This window comes from Viridibacillus soli (genome assembly GCF_016612995.1).
Classification (GTDB): domain Bacteria; phylum Bacillota; class Bacilli; order Bacillales_A; family Planococcaceae; genus Viridibacillus; species Viridibacillus soli.
On the sequence record NZ_JAEOAH010000001.1, the window covers coordinates 163,403 to 183,919 of the forward strand.

Below are 20,517 nucleotides of genomic sequence, written 5' to 3' on the forward strand. Positions count from 1 at the left end.
TTAGCTTCCTCCTTTAAACGTCGACAGATTTGGTCTAAATAAACGCAAATCTTGCAAGCGGTCAATCGTAATATGACCATTTGAATGTATGTACGCACATTCCATTTCAGGTGTTTCAGACAAAACGGCCAATTCATTTGTCATAAGTTCCATTAAATCAGCAATCAGTAAATGAGTAGCTTCAAACCAAGACGCTGCTATAACTGCTTCACGGTTACCTTTTACACCCGCATGAGCAATTCCTTTCAAACGCCCTAGTACGAAAATACTACCACCAGCTTCTACTCTAGCATTGGGATTAACATCACCAATAATGACTAAGTCACCATCCGCACGAATCGTTTGTCCCGATCTTACGATGCCAACATAAGTAGCTGACCGACTTTCCACCACTCTACGATTACATTCCTCAACAGAAATTACATCGCTCTTAATCTTTGAAACTTTTAAATGCTCGGATTGCTGAACAATATGCAAAATGTCTTTTAATTGTTCATCATCGCAGTATCGATTACCTAATTGGATCTGGACTTCAGCTTGACCTTCCATACCATCTTCGGACACCTTACGCTTAAGTTCATCGATTAACTCTGAGTAAGCACATTGATCGTCTAGCCGTAGTACAAGTCCATCCTTCGTTCCTTTAATGTAGACTAGCTGCTTTGTCGTCAAATGCGTCACCTCACGATTTTTTATAAAATGGATTGATTTGCTTTTTGCAATACGCGCGTTTGTATTAAATATTTAAAAGTCCAACCAAGCATAATAAGATAAATTGAATTAGCTATCATAGTTGGTATTAGACGCTGATTTAAAAATTCTGAAAATGGAATAGTCGTAAATGAAATCAATAAGAAAAATTGATATAATACGATTTCTAATAATGCGACTAATAGCAATGATAATGTAGTCGTTACAAATAAATGTTGATGGATATATTTTACTGTAGAACCTGCTATAAAACAAATAAATGGATACAAAAATGAATATAATCCAATAATATCAATATAGAAGATATCGTACAAGAGTCCAAAAATTAATCCATACAGCATTGCGCGTTTTCTATTGTAATAAATTGAAAGGAAAATCAAATATAGTATTAAAAATCTCGGTACAAGATAAGCAAATTGTCCATTCCATTCAATTGGAGAAAATAGGGCGAATTCCGTTTCTAAAAAAAACAGCACAACAGCGACTAGAGGAATTAGAAAACGCATCATCATTCTCCATCCCCAGTCGTGTCAGATTTTATTTTATTCGTCTGGTCTTTATTTGTACTACTACCATCAGAGCCATCAATATTAATAGAGTCTCTTTTTGCAATGATAACATGATCTAGCATTGAAAAGTTGGCAGCTGGTTTCACATAAGCTAATTTAGTTAAACCGAAATCATCTGTCGTAACTTTTGTCACTTCACCGATTAAAATACCTTTCGGGAAAATACCACCTAAGCCAGAAGTCATAACTTTATCGCCTTTTTTCACATTCAAACTAGAGTCAATTCTTTTCAAAATTAACTCATTACGTTTTTCATCAAAACCTTCTATTAAGCCAAATACTTGCTTTTTATTTGAAACAACTGCGGATACACGATAATTCGTATTATTCGTAGTCAATAATTCGACTTCAGAAGTATACGGTGTAGTTTGTACGATTTTACCGATTAAACCTTCAGATGTTCTAACAGCCATATTGACTTTAATACCATCCATCGTACCTTGGTCCAAAATTAACTTTTCTTCCCATTGATCGGGATTACGTGCAATAACGGTTGCTTGAATTGGATTGAATTTTTTTAAATCTTCTTTTTTGTCAACCAAATCTCTAAACTTGTCATTTTCGATCTTTAAATCATTGACTTCGCCCTGCAGTACTGCAAATTCTTCCAAACGCGATTTTAATCTTTTGTTTTCATCATACGTGTTTAATAATGCATCAACATTATTAAAGATTCCTGTTACGTAATGCGTCGGCTTGGATACTAATGATTGTCCAAAACCGACCGTATCTTTAATAATTTGTTCAGGAAGCGATGCGTTTTGACGATCGCGTAAGGAGAAGCTAATCAATGCCACGAGGAAAATTACGCCGACAAGCAGCAAAATTAATCGCTTATTCGAGAAAAACTGTGGCATTGCCTAAACCTCCTTAACCTTTCGTTTGTTGACGACGCACTAAATCAATATGATCTAGAGCCATACCTGTACCAATTGCAACACAATCTAATGGGTTTTCAGCAATAAATACCGGCATATTTGTTTCGCCACTAATAACTTTATCTAAGCTTTTAAGTAGTGCACCACCACCAGTTAAAACAATTCCGCGTTCCATAACATCAGCAGAAAGTTCTGGAGGAGTTTGCTCTAACGTTTTCTTCACGCCATCGATAATAGCAGAGATCGATTCACGTAATGCTTCAGCAATTTCGATAGAAGAAATTTCAATTGTTTTTGGTAAACCTGTTACTAAATCACGGCCACGGATTTCCATGCGTTCTTCAGGACCTTCAGTACTAGCAGAACCGATTTCCATTTTAATAGACTCAGAAGTACGTTCACCAATTGTTAAGTTATATGATTTACGAATGTACGCTGTAATTGCTTGATCCATAGCGTCACCCGCAACACGTACAGATTCACTTGTTACGATACCACCTAAAGAGATAACCGCAACTTCAGTAGTACCACCACCTATATCAACAACCATACTACCTGTTGGTTCCCAAACTGGTAAGTTCGCACCGATAGCAGCCGCAAATGGCTCCTCAATTGTGAAAGCATCTTTCGCTCCTGCTTGGCGTGAAGCGTCGATTACTGCACGTTGTTCAACAGATGTAATGCCATAAGGTACACAAATCATGACATTTGGTTTTTTCCAGTTACCGCCTGAAGATTTCATTGCTTCACGTAAATAATACTCAATCATAGTCGTAGTTATATCAAAATCAGCAATAACGCCATCTTTCATTGGGCGAATTGCTACGATTGAACCTGGTGTACGTCCGATCATATTTTTTGCATCGTTACCTACTGCTACGATTTCACCTGATTTTGTATTTTTCGCAACAACAGAAGGCTCTCTGAGTACGATTCCTTTTCCTTTAATAAATACCAATGTATTTGCTGTGCCGAGGTCAATTCCGACATCTTTCCCACCTAATCCAAACACTATATATTTCTTCCTTTCTCTTTAGCCATAACTTTCTTAGCTGTCATAAAATCATAAGTTTCATTATAACGGAAAAGAGAGAAAAATTACAGTGCTACATGTAGCCTTTCTCCTTTAAACTTATAAATTGGTGATCACCAATAATGACATGGTCTAAAAGCTCTATACCCATTATATAGCCGGCTTCCTGAATTCGTTTTGTCACTTCAATATCTTCTGGTGAAGGAGCGGGGTTGCCCGAGGGATGATTATGCGCACAAATAATCGAAGCAGCCGAGCGTTTAACAGCTTCACGAAAAATTTCGCGTGGGTGAACGATACTAGCATTTAAACTACCAATAAAGATCGTTTGCTTATGAATAATTTGGTTTTTCACATTCATAAACAAAGCTACGAAATGCTCTTGCAGCAAAGCAGTCATATCGGCCATTAAGTATGTAGCGGCATCTTGTGGTGAGCGGATTGTGTAGCGCTCTTCAGTACGTTGTTGCGCCAGCCTTCTACCAAGCTCTATAGCGGCTAGTAGCTGAATAGCCTTAGCTTCTCCGATGCCTTTCACAGACATAATTTCTTCAATTGCTGCATGCTTTAATTCGTGAAGCTGTTCGAAAGAAGTTAATACTCGATTTGCAAGATGAAGAACAGATTCTTCTTTTGTCCCTGTCCGTAATAATATTGCAATTAGCTCTTGATTCGATAAGCTCTCTGCTCCTTGACGTTTTAAACGTTCCCTAGGGCGGTCATCTTGGTGCACATCACGGATCATCATCGGTTGAATAGTGTCAGTAGACATCGACTATCTCCCCTTCCTTTGCAATAAGAATGTTGTTGTTAACTAAATGTTCTTGCAAATGGTTGATGGGTAAGCCCGCGACATTATCAAAATCACCTTCGATAGATTGCGATAAATTCGCTCCTAATCCTTGTACATTATAACCAATATCGTGCTCAAAAGGTTCCCCGGTTTCAACATAATGTTCAATTATTTTTTGCGAAAGTCTTTTCATCTTCACTTTCGACTCCACTACAAGCATGGTAACTTGCCCAAGATACCTTACGGCAATTGCAGTTGTTACTATATGTTCCCGATTTGATAACTTTGTTAAATAGCGATTTGCAGCCTGTCTAGTAGTTGGTGGTTTTAGTATTTCATCATTGATACTAACCGTCCTCTTCATTGAAATATAGACCTTCTGCTGATCCACCTTAAACTGACGCAATAAAGTTAAAAAAGCACAATAAATCGTCAAATCCAAAGGTGATGAAGTTGGCGGATAATCGATAGCAACATGGTGATACTCGACCTCATAAGGAACTTGAATACGCGAAAAAATATCCTCAGTATTTCCTCTTGGACTTACTAAAACAATCGTCGTTACTGGATTCAAAGTCATTCCAATTCCCTCCTTTTTGACATCATAATTGAAATGACTTTTTTCTCAAAAGTGCTAAATTCGAGATTCTCCCATTTCCAACGCATCAAAATCCAATTTTAAGGCATTTATTTTGCGCTGTATAATGGCTCATAAGCTGTAACCTAACAACCATTATATCGTCCGAAACCTTTGATACCGCTGCAATATTAGATTCCCAATTAGCAGGTGAATCAGTTTTTTTCTTAGCCCCCTCAAAAGTGAACTTTGACACTTTTGATGCACTAAGCACTTTCGGCATTTCTATAAGTGCCGGACTCTCACATTTCGCACCGCTTAAACTAATTTTTTTTACAAAAGATTCTTTATCTAGTACTTCTTTAATATCTTTTTCCTTCGTCGCAACAGCTGACCATACATAATATTGATCATCAAATGATACGACTGCACTCGTATACAGTTTGGGATTGCTTGCTAAAAATTCTTTAGCTGTTTCTTCACTTGAAAAAACACCATATTGTTGCGCATAAAATGTATAGGCTTTCTTATCAATCTCAGCATTAGCCGTCGTATTTGTCCCCTTCTTCTGAACATCACTAATCGACTCTTCGTCTCCACCAAAATAATGCAATGCAATGAAAAATAGAAACACACCAACCACACCAATAATCGCACCATGGATCATAGCGAATAATAGCATTTTTTTATTATTTCTAGATTCAAATTTCATATCATCACCCCTTACTTAACGGTAGCATGAGGCACATAAAAAAAGACAAGACTCCTGTCGTCTTGTCCAAAAAATTTATCTTGTTAAAATAACAAATTCATATACCATTCGAGCATTTGATCACCATAGAAATAGACGATTATACTCGCTAGCGCAATAGGTGGACCAAAAGGAATAGGAGTTTTACGCCCCTGTTTTCGATAATTCAGCATAACAACACCGGCTACCAAACCAATAACCGATGCCAAAAATAACGCAAGTAATGTCGAAAGTATTCCTAGTACTAACCCTATGACGAAAAAAAGCTTAACATCTCCCCCTCCTACACCGCCTTTCGACAGTAAAGCAACAAGAAATAATATTAAAAATCCACCAACCGCTCCAATAATACTAGCCCACCATGGATCTAGTTGAACAAAAATACGTCCAGCAGCTAAAAACACACCAAAAGACAATAATATTTTATTAGGTATCAACATATACGCAATATCTGAGACTGTAATAATAATTAACAACGAAATAAACAATAGCGCAATAATTAATTCAGGCTCAAATCCTAGCTCCATATAAGCCAACGCGAAAAGAATGCCTGTTAAAAATTCCATCAAAGGATATACCCAGTGAATTTTTGCACCACAACTTCTGCACTTACCTTTCAAAAACACAAAAGATAAAACAGGTACTAAATCTATAGCTGATAGCTGCCTCTGACAATTTGTACAATGTGAAGGTGGTCGAACAATAGACTCCCCCTTAGGCACTCGTAAACCAACGACATTAAAAAACGAACCAAATACTAGTCCAAATATAAAAAAGAATATGGCATAAACAATTGTCATCTAAATCCCTCATATTATAGTTTTATTCTTCTACTGAGCCTTCATAGTAGAATGTCGTGATTTGTACTGTTGCTTGAAGACCTCCTATTGTCCCTGCACCTTGTACCTCGGTATTTGGTATCTCGTACTCGACAGAGTCAATACGCATAATGCGAGGCAATTTTTCTACTTCTTTTAAGAATGCTCTTATTTCCTTTTTATCTTGTGCACTAATTGATAGATTCATCGTCACTAACTTTAATGTTTCAGGTAGGCTACTAGAAGCAATAGGCGAAACAGGAGTAGCAGGTATTTTAGTTTCGTTATTATCACTATTTTCTACATCTTTGCTATCTGATTGATCTTGAGTATCAGCATCAGTAGAGACCGTATCAGATTGTTCAACCATTTGTATGGTTTCTTTTACAGCTGCATCATGGTTGTTAAATGTAACATCAAGCACATTCGTTTCACTTACTAATTCAACTTGTTCAATCGCATTAAGCAATTCACCTAACTCACGAGTTAACGGCACTTTCATTTTTAACTCATTCATACTTTTCTTATTAGCCTGTTGCTCCCCTTGCATCATATCAAATTGCTCAGCCAAAGTCGCTGACTCTTCCTTCATATCAGCGATTTGATATTTTAATGAATTACTCTCCTCCATCTTCGGATAGACAACGTAATAACAGATAGCGAACAGCAACGCGATGATAATTACTCCAATTAGAATATATGCTGATTTCTTATTATTTCCTAATGAACTCATGGACGTTCTACCTCCGCAAGTAAATTCGAATTACTAATGGCTAATTTAATCTCTGCTGCATAACGGGGGACTAAGTCCTCATCTGCAGTGGCATTTTTATACTCATCTTTTTCAGGTTTAAAAGCCACTACTCTTTCAATTTGGACATCTGAATATAAATTGTCCAGTAATAATTTTTGAACATATATAGAGACATCTTTAAGCGTTTCAAAATCAATTTTCACTAAAATACCCTCATCACCATAATTAATATTCGTAAGCTTTTCGTACGATTCAAGATGTCTTTCTAGACTGTCAATAATCGGCGTAACCGGATATGAAACCGATTCAACAAATTGCACCGATTGCGCAAGAGAACCTTGTGATTCCTTCTGAAGATTGGCGATTTTTTCATTATAAGTATCTATCTCTGTCGTTAAAGCTTGCTGCTCTGTAGACAACAATTTAATCTCGCTATTTAAGGTGAAATATTTCACCCCAACGAAAAGAAGTCCTATACATAAAACAGCTACTAACAGCCCTACGATCAAACTATTTGATTTTTTTCTCTCTATCTGGGGTAAGAGGTTAATATCTAAACGCATCCCCTACTCTACCTCCTTTAAAGCTAAGCCAGCCAAACCTGACTGTGATGCCTTAAAATTGGGAAGCTTACTAGTAATCATTTGATCAGTTAAAGTATGTATCGGCAACGTTAGCTGACTTTCTAGCGTATCAATGATATAAGGAAGTTCTGGAGAATCTCCCATGACCACAATATCATCTACATTTTTTTCGCCTTTATTTAAAGAGTAATGATAGAAATTTAAAATACGGTCAATTTCAGATAAAGGTTCCATTAATGCTGTTTTATAATTCATTTTTTCATCACCGTAAACATATTCAAAGCCACCCTCGGTATATTTAGAATGCCACTTACTACGCTCTGTATTAATCGTTTGGTAACGTAAAAATTCCACTTCCCCTTGCGAATAAATCGTTATGGTAAGTTCATTGATTGACCAATCCGTAATCAAGGTTGTGCTATTATGTATATTCGGCATAACAAGTTCTAGCAAACGCAAATTAGAAATCGCTTTAATATCCGCAACAACAGGAGTTAAGCCAGCATCATCTAAAAGCCCTATCAGCTTCTGCACTTCATCTGCACTGGTAGCAAATAAAGTCGCTTTGCCATCCCCAGCCTGTGCATCATAAATATCAATAAGCGAATCTTCAAAAGGTAGATGAATCGAACGCCCTAGCTCCATCTCCACAAATTCTTTAATCGCTTCTTCGTCCTTTAATTCTTGTGGGTGATCGATCACTTTCATCATGACTGTACGATCCGGCACAAAAAAGCGCACTGCTTGGCCTTTAAGACCCCACTGTTTTACTTGCTCCTTTAAAACTTCAAAAAAAGCAAGTTCATCCTCAATTACACCATCCACCACGATACCTTCATCTAATGGAATCCCTTTTACTATAGCCTGGGTTAGATCATTCGAACTTACGGATAAAACTTGCATTGCATAATCATTATATACAAGCGACAACTGTCGCTTTTTCTTTCTATAAATCATAAGCGTACCTCCTTTTAATACTTCGTTTGAGAAAGCCCGGGGGAGTAATAGGCTTTCCCAAACGAAAGATTAAAGGGAATACAGTAGCAAATAGCTACTGTATTCTAATTATTTAATAAGCGATTAATAATCAGCTAAACATTAAGATTACTTGGACGTTTTACCATTTTTCATATAATCAGCTAAATCTTTGCTGGTGATTCCTGTATTCCCTGCTAATCCACTGTATTTTCCTTTTGCAGTGAGTTTCGTGAGGCCGCTATATTTTACCGTATACTCACTATTACTTTTTGTAACTAAGTAAGTAGCTCCCGTTTCTAAATCAGCTTTTTCAATATAGTCTGCTAAAACTTTTTCATCACAATTTATTGCACTATCACCACCACATGCTCCATCAGCAATAGCAATTTTAGCACCTGCAATAATTTGAGATGTATCAGATAAAATAGCTTTATCTTTAGAGTTATTAATAATATTACCAATCGCAGGAATAGCGATTAATGCGATAATCGCGATAATAACGATTACTGCTAAAAGTTCTATTAATGTCATACCTTTTTCATTTTTCATCATTTGTTTTATCTTTTTCATGATAAAACCTCCTTCTTTTTTATATGTAACTTGATTACTAGCTGTTTGTTGTACGCGTTCATTTAACATTTTCTTTTTTCACCTCCCTTCAATTGAAATCTATTAAACTTGTTCGTATAAACTAAACATTGGTAACATAATTGCCGCCACGATAAACCCTACAATAGCTGCTAAAAGTAAAATCATCACAGGTTCGATTAATGATTTCAATGAGTCAACAGTGCGATCTACATCATCTTCATAAAACTCTGCAATTTTTTCTAGCATATAATCTAAAGAACCCGTTTGCTCACCAATGAACACCATTTGCGTGACGAGCGGCGGGAATACCCAACTTTGCTCTAACGGCTCAGCAAGTGAACTCCCTTTTTCTAATGAACGCTTAGATTTACTAACAACTTCTTCAATAACAGGGTTACCAATAATTTTCTCTACAATCGCTAAAGCACTTAATATCGGCACTGAGCTACTAAACAATGTTGACAGCATTCTTGTCATACGAGCAATCGCAGACTTTTGAAGCACTTTTCCGAAAATAGGAATTTTCAGTAATGCATAATGCGTATAAAAATGGAATTGCTTATTATTCTTATATAGGAAAACAAATCCTCCCATTGCCGCTATGGTTACGAGCAAAAGGATCCACCAGAATTTTCTCAATGCATCACTAAATGCTAAAACAATCAACGTAATCGTTGGTAACTCCGCTCCGAAGCTAGCAAATGATTCTGTAAATCTAGGAACGAGCCATAGTAGCATAAAGACCGCGACAAAGATGATTAATATTACGAGAACAATAGGATACGTCATAGCAGACTGAATCTTTTTCTTCAATTTAAACGACTTCTCATAGCTAAAAGCCATGCGATCTAATGTGTCATCCAAATTACCTGTCGCTTCACCAGCCTTCATCATATTGATAAAGAGCGTTGGGAAAACCTTTGGGGATTTGGTTGCTGAAGCAGAAAAAGAAATACCGGAGCGAATATCTTCTTCCACAGCATTCAAGGCTTTTTTTAGAGCTTTACTAGACGTTTGTGCACTTAAAATTCGCGTTGCTTCTACAATTGAAATTCCAGCACGAATTAGCGTTGCAAATTGACGACAATAAATAACAAAGTCCTCATTTTTCACACCACTACCAAGCGATAGGTCTTTGTGTAAAATACTTTTAGACTCTTCAATTTGTCGGGGGTTAATACCTTTATCTCGTAATTTCTTAACAGCTAATTGCTTTGAATCAGCTTCAATAATCCCCTTCTCGGCAGCTCCCTTTAATGACCTCCCATTATAGCGATATACTGTCATGCAAATTCACCTGCATTCAAATATGTTTTGGCAATTTCAAAATCAATTATTTTCTTCGCTAAAAGCTGTTGGATAGAACTATCAATCGTATGCATACCAAGCGCTCGGTTTGTTTGCATAACATTAGGGATTTGATGTACTTTATCATTACGTATCAAATTAGAAACAGACGAAGTATGCACTAAGATTTCTGTTGCTGCTACTCGACCTGGCTTGTCTATACGTTTAAACAAGCGCTGTGAAATAATGCCTTGTAATACATTAGCAAGTTGAATACGAATTTGACTTTGTTGATGAGGTGGAAAAGCGTCGATAATACGATCAATCGTAGTTGGCGCACTACTTGTATGCAGTGTCGCCATTACTAAGTGACCTGTCTCAGCAGCCGTAATAGCTGTTGAAATCGTTTCATGATCACGCATTTCTCCCACTAAAATAATGTCTGGATCTTGACGAAGAGCTGCACGTAAGCCAGTCGTAAAACTCAACGTATCTATACCTACTTCTCTTTGATTAACAATCGACATTTTATGTTTATGCAAATATTCAATCGGATCTTCCAGCGTAATAATATGCTTAGCATTATGCGTATTAATATAATCGATCATTGCAGCTAAAGTAGTTGATTTACCAGAACCTGTTGGACCTGTCACAAGAATGAGACCTTGAGGTTTACTACATAAGTTTTTCAATACTTTAGGCATACCTAATTGCTCGATAGTTGGAATTTCAGATGTAATTTTACGTGCTGCTAAAGTGCAGCTATTACGCTGATGATAAGCGTTCATACGGAAACGACATCTTCCTGGTAGTGAGTAGTTGAAATCGACTTCACCTTTTATTTCATATTCTTCCTGTCTATGTGGAGGTAGAATTTCTTTAATCATTAACTCTAAATCTTCAGGTGTCAGCTTCTCTTCTCCATACGATTGCAGTTGACCATTAATACGGTAATATGGTGGTACACCTGCAGTTGCATGTAAATCTGAAGCATTACTGTCATCCGCATAAGTAAGTAATTCTACGATTGATTTTGTCATTTCCTCACATCCTAATTATCTGTTGCTACACGTAATATTTCTTCCGTCGTTGTGATGCCCTCTGCTACTTTCAACAGTCCATCCTCCAACAATGTGCGATAACCCTGGGTATACATATGCTTCTTAAGCTCTACGATACTCGCTTTGTTTAATATTAATTCTTTCACATGGTCATCAACTACTAATAATTCATGAATCGCTAGTCGCCCTCTGTACCCTGTATTACTACATGAAGGGCAGCCAATACCCCTCTTCACTTTCTCAACGCGAATACTATGCTTTGCAAAGATATCCAACTCCTGCATTGATAAGTTATGATATTCACCACAATCACGACAGACACGCCGAACAAGACGCTGCGCCACTATCCCGACAACTGAAGAAGAGATTAAAAACGGCTCGATTCCCATATCAAACAATCTTGAAATTGATTCAACCGCACTATTCGTATGTAACGTACTTAATACTAAGTGACCTGTTAAAGATGCTCGCGTCGCAATTTGAGCTGTTTCTAAATCTCGTATTTCACCTATCATGACGATGTCTGGGTCTTGACGTAAAATAGATCTTAAGCCGGTAGCAAAGGTCAATCCTATTTCTTCACGAACTTGAATTTGGTTCACCCCATCCATTTGATATTCAACTGGATCCTCAACTGTAATTACATTGACATCTTCACCATTTAAATGATGCAGTGTCGCAGATAATGTGGAAGATTTACCAGAACCCGTTGGACCTGTAATAAGTACAATTCCATTCGGTTTTGAAATCATTCCATTAAAATTTACTAAGTTATTGGCCGAAAAACCTAGCTTATTAATATCTCCGTGCGAGTTATTCAAATCTAAAACACGCATAACAACTTTTTCACCATAAATAGTAGGTAACGTAGATAGTCGAATATCTACTGGATGAAGATTAATATTCGCTTTTATTCGTCCATCCTGTGGTAAGCGATTTTCAGTAATGTTCAAATTCCCCATAATCTTAATACGCGCGATGATCATATTTTGCATATGCTTTGGAAGGGAACGCTCGGTTTTTAATACACCATCAATACGTAAACGAATACAAAGTTCTGTTTCATGCGGGTCAAAGTGAATATCACTAGCTCTCTGGACAACAGCACTCGAAATAATTTGGTTAACTAACTTAACAATAGGAGAATCATCGTCAAGAATTTCGGTTTCTTCATCCTTTTCTAAAGGTATAAAATCATTCAACGCAGCATCCATTGTTTCCTGTAAATCATAATATTTAGAAATAGAACGGTATAAATCATCCTTCGTCGCAATACTCGTTTCTATTTGGCAGCCCGTCACCATACGAACCTCTTCAATCGCGAAATAATCCATTGGGTCGGCCATTGCAATGAGTAATTTATTTTTTTCACGCGTCAAAGGCATTAATAACGAACGTTTAGCTAATTCTTTTGGTACTAGTTGAATAAGCTCTAGTTCAATTGCATATTGACTGATACTAATATGAGGTACACCTAATTGGAATTCTAGTACTTCAATTAATAATTGCTCTGTTAGTAAATTTTCTCGAATTAGAAAATCTCCTAGTCTTTCATTAGCATTTCTATTTTGTAGGGCATAATCTAACTGCTCCTGTGTAATGGCGTTTGCTTCAACTAATAAATCTCCTAGTCTTTTTCTCGTCACACGGCTCATCGTTCATTCACCTCTTTGCCACCTTATTTTGTATTACCAGGTATTACAATATCCCCTGTTTCTGTATAATAGCTTCCCTCCGGAAGAGGACTACCGTTTTTACTCTTTGTTGCTTTTTTACGCTTATCATTCGTTGAATTGCACATATATGAAGCATCATTTGTATCACATTCTTCTGGAGCTTCTTCCAAGCTTGTCGAATCTATATCAATAGTTGTTTGTTTTGATGACAGCTCAATGACCTCATTTTTCGGAGCGTAGTAGTTCTGACTGATTAATTCGGCCTTTTCATCTCCATCATCATTAGTAATCGTGCGATAAATCAATAGCTGTAGGCCTGATTTTGATTGTTGGGCTGTTCCTCTTTCTCCTTCTTCCAAATAAGAAGAATATCGATAAATAGTACGAGGCTTGACGCTCCTATTATCCTTTTCAAAGACAGACACTTTTGGATTACCTGGTAGTGAATATAATTCTATTTTTAATTTCTCTAATTTTACTGTCGCAACAATTTTCGCTGGTACTTTACTATGTGAAATAAATCGAAAATCCTTCTTTAAGATAGGATTAACTATTGCTTCATATCCTGGTTTTACATGGGTCGGCACTTCGCTTGCTTGATGTCTTTCCGATATTTCAAAGCTACTTTGTAGTACTGCACTGTGCAATCCTGATGCTACGAGAGACATTACATCCTGATTATTAGTAGCATTAATAGCTAAGTCGTTAAATGAAAGTTCAATTTCCGGCTCAATTATATATCCATTTAATCGAGCGGCAATATCCTTTGCACCTGCCATTTGGCTGTCATTCAATGCAATTTTTTCAAAAGCAATTCTTTCAACATCCTCATCCTCTATCGATAAATCTTTAATATCAATCTTAATAGGAGATTTCTTCAAATAAGACGCTGCTTCAAGAACTCGAGCAGTTAGATCTTCATCTTTTGCATTTGTTTGATTTTCAATTTTTTCTATCAAAGTAGAGTTTGCTTCAACTATTAAAGGTTCTTGTATGATTCTTTTTTCCCTAAAAAACGCATACCATGGTCTTTCTGTATGTATTCCGTATTGCTTAATAGATGTATTTATATCGAAAATAAAATCTTCTCCGGTTAAAGAAATCTCATCCTCTCCAACAGTTATATAAATTTCAGCATCTAACCAGTTAGCAATAGCTGTATTCAACTGCTGTTTCATTTCTTTCTTCGACAATTCTTCCACAGCCACATTCCCAATAGTAGATCCCTTTGGAGCAGCTAGTGCTTTTATATCGATATATTCTATTGAAAATAGAAGACCGAATATTAGCACTACAACTGTTGTAATTTTCGAAAACAACCTCATATCCAAATTCCCCTAACATCTGCCTTTTAAACAGGCTTATATATTCAATTCCAAACACATTGTATATATAAATCCCAAAAAAAGATATGACTTTTATCACAACTCTTAATTCACTTTTAAGGATTATCGAAATTATATGTGCTATATATCACAGAAAAGGCATGATTAAAGTTATATAATGATTTATGGTTAACTATTTAATTTATATGGGTTGGATTTATGATCAAATTAAAAATAATAAATATTCCACTAGTTATAAGGCTTAATATTCTTTAATAAAAGATATGTTCTACTCACCTAAAGAAGGAAGGTTCGTAATAATGTCTATATTCAATACCAAATCACATTTAAATGAAAAAGGCTTCACACTGATCGAAGTCACGGCATCCTTTGTTATATTGGCGATCTTATTGACAGCATTTTTTACTTTTTTTATACAAACAGCGAAAACAGGGAAAAGCTCAGAAAATATGGTAAGTGCGACTTATATTGCACAAACAGAGATGGAAGATATTTATAGTGCTATTAAAAGAGAAATGGAAATGAAAAAAAATAACGATGTGAGGGAAATCCTCGAACAAGCAATCCAAAGCTTAGATTACGAAAAAGATCCGAATGGTTCAGGCTTTGCTAAAAAGGACTCCAAAATCACTATTAAATTGAAGCTAAAAGAAAATAACAGTGCACCTAATTTGAAGAATATCGTCATTGAAGTCTATGAAAACAATGAGCATACCCTGAAAGCAAAAATGGAAAATGTATTCGTAGGGAAATGAGGGAAACAATGAGGAATATAGTACACAATGAAAAAGGTGTAACATTAGTAGAAATACTAGCTGCTATCGTCTTAACCGCCTTAGTGGCTACTTTAATATTTAATGTACAAGCATCAAGCTACAAACAATATGACAAACAATTAGATCAAAATCAACAGCTCAATGAGGTTTCTTATGTCTTAAAAGTGATTACAAAAGAAATGAGAAAAACGACTGATATCACCCCCATTAGTGATGGGATAAAAATAAAAGACATAGAGTACAGATTCGATGCAAGCACAAATAGCATCACCAAAAACACTGAACCTTTTGCCACAAATATCGGGAACTTTCATGTTAAATACGTAGACAATTCATGGAATATTAAAATTAAAAACCTTGATGGCAAAATGGTTGAAACAAAAATAGTCGTTAGGAGTGGAAGCTAATGAGGGATTTATTTGAAAAAAACCACACTTTAAGAAATGAAAAAGGCTATACACTGATCATAGTCCTAATGGTACTGATTGTTACGTCCGTGCTTGGTCTAGCACTGATGAGCACTACTGCTAATACAATGAAGATTTCTGACAATGAACGAATAGACCAGGCGACTTACTATATTGCTGAAGCGGGGCTGGTGCAGAGACGAGAACAATTGAATCAAATTGTGAAGACAGCTTTTGATGCCACTAAAAAGGAATATCTTGATCTTTCTACTGAAATTAAAACTGGCGAGAAACAATCAGAAAGAGAGAAATTTGATTTTGAAAAAGAGTTTTTAACCAAAGTACAAAATAAGATCCCTCTATCAGATACCACATTCCTTAATTTCGAGAAAAATAACAATCATGAACCAAAGGCAATTGTAACCGTTTCGAGTGAGAACCTTAGTAACAAGACATTAAAGTATAAAATCACATCCAAAGGGATAATTGCTAGTAAAAACACGAGAACTCTACATCAAAACTTTTACGTAGCGTTAAATATTGATGTAGACTATACTTCAAAATACGCTGTTCATACAAAAGGTAGTTTATCTATGAATAATGGTAGTATTTTCGGACAGGTCGCTACAGCAGAGGAAGACCAATTTAAAATGCATTCTGGTGGATCTAAGATCTGTTCAAAACCAACTGAACTAGTACATCCAGGTCCTGATGCAGATTGTTTAACCTATGAAGTTCTAAACCCTGTAAAATATTCAAATGATGAGAAAGATATAGCAAGATATGAGCAATCATTACTAGTTAAAGAAAATCTGTTAGAAAAGCTATTAGTTCAAAATGTACCTATTCATGAATTACCAGATTTTCCAGATGATAAATTTTCATTGAAAACTGATAGTCAAAAACCTGCATACGCAGAAGATAAATTTTTAGATCCTACTCATGATCACGATGGTGATATCTACCCTATCAACAAAGATCAACGCTTCGATAAAATTAGGATAACCAATAATGAATTTACAATTGATATTGGTAATTCCAATCGCGAGCTCTATATTGATGATACTTTTTCTATCAACTCTAATTTAACTATTATTGGAAATGGTTCTTTATCTATTTATACTAATGGACTTTCATTAGAGGCTAATGGAAAGATAACAATCCAGAATGGAGTTAAGTTATCTATTTATGCAAAAGATAAAATACATGAAGTCAAAGGAGATATCCTTTCAACATCCAATAATACAAAACAAGCAAAGATATATTATCAAGGTCAGTATCCAGTTAATTTCTCTGGCGCTTCAAAATTATATGGAATAATTTATGCAAAACAGGCAAATATGAACCTAACAGCTGGATCTATAATAATAGGTGATATTTTATCTGGCGGTTCTTCTGTAAAACTTGATGGCGGAGCCAATGTCGTTACAAATCAATATATCCTTGCACCAAATGCAGATATTTATATGGGAGCTGGCTTTGATATAATTGGATCTGTTATTGGTAAAACTTTTAATATGAATGGAGGATCTAAAATCACCCACCCCTCTAACAACTTAATAGGTGAAACGATTATAAATGATCCTGATATAAGAAATAGATTAACTTCTAGCGAGAACATATTAGAAGAATAATATTTCTATACTCGTTTATCCCTATTAATAGATTTTTTATATTTATGCTTGACTGAATACATTTCCAATCCGCATTGGAAATGCTCTCTCTACTTTTAATTCTATCTAACTAAACGAGGGAAGTATGTGCATTATACTTCAATCACTTTATTTATGTTCAACATGATAATCTTGTAAATTAACAAAAAAGGCGATTCAAAGTCAGAAAATTGACTTTGAATCGCCTCTTCACTCTCCCTATTTCACATACTCCGCAACACGATTTCTACCTTTTTGCTTAGCTCCTACATACAATGCTCTGTCAGCATTCCTCAATAGAGAAATCGGCTTATCACAATCCTCAGGTGCAGTTGAAACGCCGACGCTCGTTGTAATTGAAACGAATTCTTTTTTACGCTCGACTCCTAAATCGGATTCGATTCCAAATGATGATTGTTGTACTTCCATTCGAATCTCCTCCGCTAGATTAAACGCCTCACCTTTAGACATATTCGGTAGTAAGATTACGAATTCTTCACCACCATAGCGCGCTAATACTCCATGGTCTCCTACTGCATCTTCTAGTAACCTAGCAAAATCACATAAAATGATATTGCCACTTTGATGGCCATACGTATCATTAATGCCTTTAAAATGGTCAATATCCAGCATAATTAACGATAGTTGGCGTATTTCACCATCAAGTAGTGATTGCATTTTCTTCGTAAGCTGCTCCTCAAAATAACGGTAATTGTATAGCCCAGTTAAACCACATCGTTCACTTTTATTCAATGTTGCTTCCATATATCTCGAGCGTTCTACCGAAACGGCAAAATACGAACATAATAAATCTAAAATCTGAATTTGATATTCTTCAAAAAACTTTTTCTTATTTGAAGCTAGCAGTAAGATTGCTACCATTTTTTGATTTCTTGAGATTGGCATCATTACTATACTTTGCGTTGCAACAGGTAAGAAACCCAACCCCATGCTTATCCATTCAGTCTGCTGACTATAGACAATCGTTTGTTCAGTGTCCACTATTTTTTGTATGGGACTTTTCAAAATATTGCCATGTGAAAGCTCTAAAGTCGTATCTGTACCATTTGTATGCGCTCTATGAAATTGTAAATTATCTTCACAAATATTAATAATATAAGCATGATCCACAGGCATTATTTCAATTGTTTTTTTCATAAATAAATCAACAACTTCATCACTCGTTAAATGATCCGCTAATTGATGGCCAAAATGAGCTGTCATCGAAAGATAATGATTAGCTGTTTCTGATGTACTATACATTCTTAAAATTTGAGCTACTACAAGAAACGGAGCACCTAGTAAAATAAAAGATACGGAACCAACATATTCCAACAGTAAATATAGTGATAACCCCATAGGAAAAGTGAATAGCATACTCAAATAATCCCAATAATCATCTTTTGTCAGAAATGGTGTTCGCTTTTTCATAACGATTAAGCTAAATTTCAGTAAAACATGATTCACTAACGTATTAATAATTAAATATAAAATACCAAAGATTACGATATGCCAAATACTAAGCGAACCAAATTTCCCACCAATTAATATAAAAAATACCCCACTAATAAATGATACAATGAAAAACATAATCGAATTCCATGGAATTCGGTAAAATTCTGACCTTGGTAACTTGGCTCGGTATGAGAATGGAATAAGTACAATTTGGAATACGATTAACTCTACAAATAAGCCGTACTTCAAAAAAATCGCTAAGTGTACCCACTGTATTAAAAATAAAGGCACTCCATTTATGACAAATGGAAAAATGGCAGTTATTATTGCTAAAGTTACGAATCCGATAAAATTAGGCCACTCAATGTATGCTGGTGGAGGGAAATAGTGATACACCAAATATAAACTAAGCGGGACAAGAGCCAACCACAAAGCAAATACTGTCCTTTTGAATCTCAGTGATAAATTCACTTCTCGCACCCCTTCTAATAAGCATTTATACCTACATTCAAGTAATTATAGCAAAACATTTTACCAAAGTCATCCATTTATTGAAATTCACTTCAATGTTTCCTTCAATTTTTTTCGCCATTTTGCAAGCAAATATAAGGAACCAGTCATGATAATCACTTCATTCAACAACATTCTCTCTTTTACAGTAGTTAAAATGTCATATGTTGTCGATTTATTTTCAGCTTTACTAATTTCACTTAAATCTTTAGCAGCTATTGCACGTTCATTTGCAACGTCAACAAAAGCAAAAGTTGTCCCTACTTTTTCCAATTCTTCAAGAACCCCTTGGACATTTTTATCTCCTAACATGCCAACGATAAAATGAATTGGCTCATTCGGGAATTTTTCGTGGATCGTCTCTACTAAACTTTTCGCACTCGCTGGATTATGTGCTCCGTCAACATAAAGCTGTGGTGCAAGTTGTTCAAAGCGTGCCGCTAACTGAGCATCCTCCACTCCATTACGCAGGGCTTCAACATTTATATTAATTCCTTTTTCTTGTGCAACTATGTTAAATGCTGTAATTGCTAGCGCCATATTACTACGCTGATGAAGACCGGGCATCGTACGAATTAAACTTATTATACGTATGTCCTCTGCAATATATGTTTCCGTCGCATTTTCCTCTAAAACGTTGAAATCTTCATTGCAAACAAGTAATGCTGAACGAAGTTTCTCTGCTTCTGTTGTAAATACAGTCATCGCTTCTACTGGGAGGGCCCCTGTCACTACTGGCTTTCCTTCTTTTATAATGCCTGATTTGTGCATCGCAATGCTTTCAATTGTCGTTCCTAAGAAATTCGTATGCTCTAATGCGATACTCGGAACAACTGACACAATAGGCATCACAACATTTGTGCTATCAAAACGTCCTCCCATGCCGCATTCAATAATGGCAATGTCAGGTGCAAATCGCTCGAATGCCAGAAAAGCTGCTACAGTTAGAAGTTCAAAATCTGTAAGCTTATCATCTAGTCCCGCATCCGCCATAATGTGAAATACCTCATCCATTTCTGCTGGCGTAATTGGTTGTTCATTTAACTTGATTTGATCATGTACGTCTTCAATACATGGTGACATAAACGTAGCTGTAGACAGGCCATGAGCTTGGCATATATGCTCTATAAATGTAATCGTGGAACCTTTACCATTTGTACCTGCTACATGAATAACAGAGAGCTTATCTTGCGGATTACCGACTAATTTTAATGCTTCTGTAATCGCTGTTAATCCTGGTTTAATGGAGACGTCACTGTGCACGTCCCATTTTTTTTTATAATGGTCTAATTTTGGTATCATTTTGGCAC

At 35.9% G+C, this 20,517-nt stretch carries 21 protein-coding genes; 3 read left to right on the forward strand and 18 right to left on the reverse strand.

Going from position 1 to position 20,517, the window contains the following annotated elements; genetic code table 11:
* From minC to JFL43_RS00895, 16 genes are all read right to left on the reverse strand, one after another.
* Positions 1-672: a septum site-determining protein MinC gene (gene minC / locus JFL43_RS00820; protein WP_200747534.1), complete on the reverse strand. Its 672-nt coding sequence runs from the start codon at positions 670-672 to the stop codon at positions 1-3.
* Positions 673-692: 20 nt separating this feature from the next.
* Positions 693-1,220 carry a rod shape-determining protein MreD gene (gene mreD / locus JFL43_RS00825; protein WP_200747675.1) on the reverse strand — a complete coding sequence of 176 codons (528 nt, stop codon included), beginning with the start codon at positions 1,218-1,220 and terminating at the stop codon, positions 693-695.
* Positions 1,220-2,137 carry a rod shape-determining protein MreC gene (gene mreC / locus JFL43_RS00830; RefSeq protein ID WP_100794397.1) on the reverse strand — a complete coding sequence of 306 codons (918 nt, stop codon included), beginning with the start codon at positions 2,135-2,137 and terminating at the stop codon, positions 1,220-1,222. Before mreC ends, mreD begins: the two co-directional genes overlap by 1 nt.
* 13 nt (positions 2,138-2,150) lie before the next feature.
* Entirely contained in the window at positions 2,151-3,170 is a 1,020-nt protein-coding gene (locus JFL43_RS00835) for a rod shape-determining protein (RefSeq protein ID WP_100794398.1), read from the reverse strand.
* A gap of 94 nt (positions 3,171-3,264) precedes the next feature.
* A complete protein-coding gene (gene radC / locus JFL43_RS00840) occupies positions 3,265-3,963 on the reverse strand; it encodes a RadC family protein (protein WP_100794399.1) in 699 nt (232 codons plus the stop codon).
* A complete protein-coding gene (locus tag JFL43_RS00845; RefSeq protein ID WP_100794400.1) occupies positions 3,953-4,564 on the reverse strand; it encodes a Maf family protein in 612 nt (203 codons plus the stop codon). The genes radC and JFL43_RS00845 overlap by 11 nt, the downstream gene beginning before the upstream one ends.
* 85 nt (positions 4,565-4,649) lie before the next feature.
* On the reverse strand, positions 4,650-5,273 hold the full coding sequence (locus JFL43_RS00850) for a hypothetical protein (RefSeq protein WP_100794401.1): 624 nt from the start codon (positions 5,271-5,273) through the stop codon (positions 4,650-4,652).
* Positions 5,274-5,356: 83 nt separating this feature from the next.
* A complete protein-coding gene (locus JFL43_RS00855; RefSeq protein ID WP_200747535.1) occupies positions 5,357-6,112 on the reverse strand; it encodes a prepilin peptidase in 756 nt (251 codons plus the stop codon).
* A 22-nt stretch (positions 6,113-6,134) separates the two neighbouring features.
* Entirely contained in the window at positions 6,135-6,863 is a 729-nt protein-coding gene (locus JFL43_RS00860) for a hypothetical protein (RefSeq protein WP_200747536.1), read from the reverse strand.
* Positions 6,860-7,447 carry a PilN domain-containing protein gene (locus JFL43_RS00865; protein ID WP_200747537.1) on the reverse strand — a complete coding sequence of 196 codons (588 nt, stop codon included), beginning with the start codon at positions 7,445-7,447 and terminating at the stop codon, positions 6,860-6,862. The genes JFL43_RS00860 and JFL43_RS00865 overlap by 4 nt, the downstream gene beginning before the upstream one ends.
* Before the next feature lie 3 nt (positions 7,448-7,450).
* A complete protein-coding gene (pilM, locus tag JFL43_RS00870) occupies positions 7,451-8,425 on the reverse strand; it encodes a type IV pilus biogenesis protein PilM (protein ID WP_200747538.1) in 975 nt (324 codons plus the stop codon).
* Between the two features lie 147 nt (positions 8,426-8,572).
* Positions 8,573-9,016, reverse strand: a complete 444-nt coding sequence (locus tag JFL43_RS00875; protein WP_234447525.1) for a prepilin-type N-terminal cleavage/methylation domain-containing protein — start codon at positions 9,014-9,016, stop codon at positions 8,573-8,575.
* Positions 9,017-9,118: 102 nt separating this feature from the next.
* Positions 9,119-10,324, reverse strand: coding sequence for a type II secretion system F family protein (locus JFL43_RS00880; protein WP_200747539.1), 1,206 nt, complete (start codon positions 10,322-10,324; stop codon positions 9,119-9,121).
* Entirely contained in the window at positions 10,321-11,364 is a 1,044-nt protein-coding gene (locus tag JFL43_RS00885) for a type IV pilus twitching motility protein PilT (protein WP_200747540.1), read from the reverse strand. The genes JFL43_RS00880 and JFL43_RS00885 overlap by 4 nt, the downstream gene beginning before the upstream one ends.
* 11 nt (positions 11,365-11,375) lie before the next feature.
* Positions 11,376-13,040 (reverse strand): GspE/PulE family protein, encoded by a 1,665-nt coding sequence (locus tag JFL43_RS00890; RefSeq protein ID WP_200747541.1) that lies wholly within the window; start codon positions 13,038-13,040, stop codon positions 11,376-11,378.
* Positions 13,041-13,063: 23 nt separating this feature from the next.
* The gene (locus JFL43_RS00895; protein WP_200747542.1) at positions 13,064-14,386 is read right to left on the reverse strand and encodes a G5 domain-containing protein; all 1,323 of its coding nucleotides are present in this window, start codon (positions 14,384-14,386) and stop codon (positions 13,064-13,066) included.
* A gap of 320 nt (positions 14,387-14,706) precedes the next feature.
* Here JFL43_RS00895 and JFL43_RS00900 point away from each other — a divergent pair, with 320 nt between their 5' ends.
* The 3 genes from JFL43_RS00900 to JFL43_RS00910 are packed head-to-tail and all read left to right on the forward strand — an operon-like array spanning position 14,707 to position 17,224.
* Complete coding sequence (locus JFL43_RS00900; protein ID WP_200747543.1) at positions 14,707-15,162, forward strand: type IV pilus modification PilV family protein; 456 nt, start codon at positions 14,707-14,709, stop codon at positions 15,160-15,162.
* 8 nt (positions 15,163-15,170) lie between these two features.
* The gene (locus JFL43_RS00905) at positions 15,171-15,590 is read left to right on the forward strand and encodes a prepilin-type N-terminal cleavage/methylation domain-containing protein (protein ID WP_200747544.1); all 420 of its coding nucleotides are present in this window, start codon (positions 15,171-15,173) and stop codon (positions 15,588-15,590) included.
* Positions 15,590-17,224 (forward strand): pilus assembly PilX family protein, encoded by a 1,635-nt coding sequence (locus JFL43_RS00910; protein WP_200747545.1) that lies wholly within the window; start codon positions 15,590-15,592, stop codon positions 17,222-17,224. The genes JFL43_RS00905 and JFL43_RS00910 overlap by 1 nt, the downstream gene beginning before the upstream one ends.
* A 237-nt stretch (positions 17,225-17,461) precedes the next feature.
* Here JFL43_RS00910 and JFL43_RS00915 read toward each other — a convergent pair whose 3' ends face one another.
* Together JFL43_RS00915 and JFL43_RS00920 are read right to left on the reverse strand one after the other, a co-directional pair.
* Complete coding sequence (locus tag JFL43_RS00915) at positions 17,462-19,168, reverse strand: sensor domain-containing diguanylate cyclase (RefSeq protein WP_200747546.1); 1,707 nt, start codon at positions 19,166-19,168, stop codon at positions 17,462-17,464.
* A gap of 87 nt (positions 19,169-19,255) precedes the next feature.
* Complete coding sequence (locus tag JFL43_RS00920) at positions 19,256-20,509, reverse strand: bifunctional folylpolyglutamate synthase/dihydrofolate synthase (protein WP_200747547.1); 1,254 nt, start codon at positions 20,507-20,509, stop codon at positions 19,256-19,258.
* Positions 20,510-20,517 lie beyond the last annotated feature (8 nt).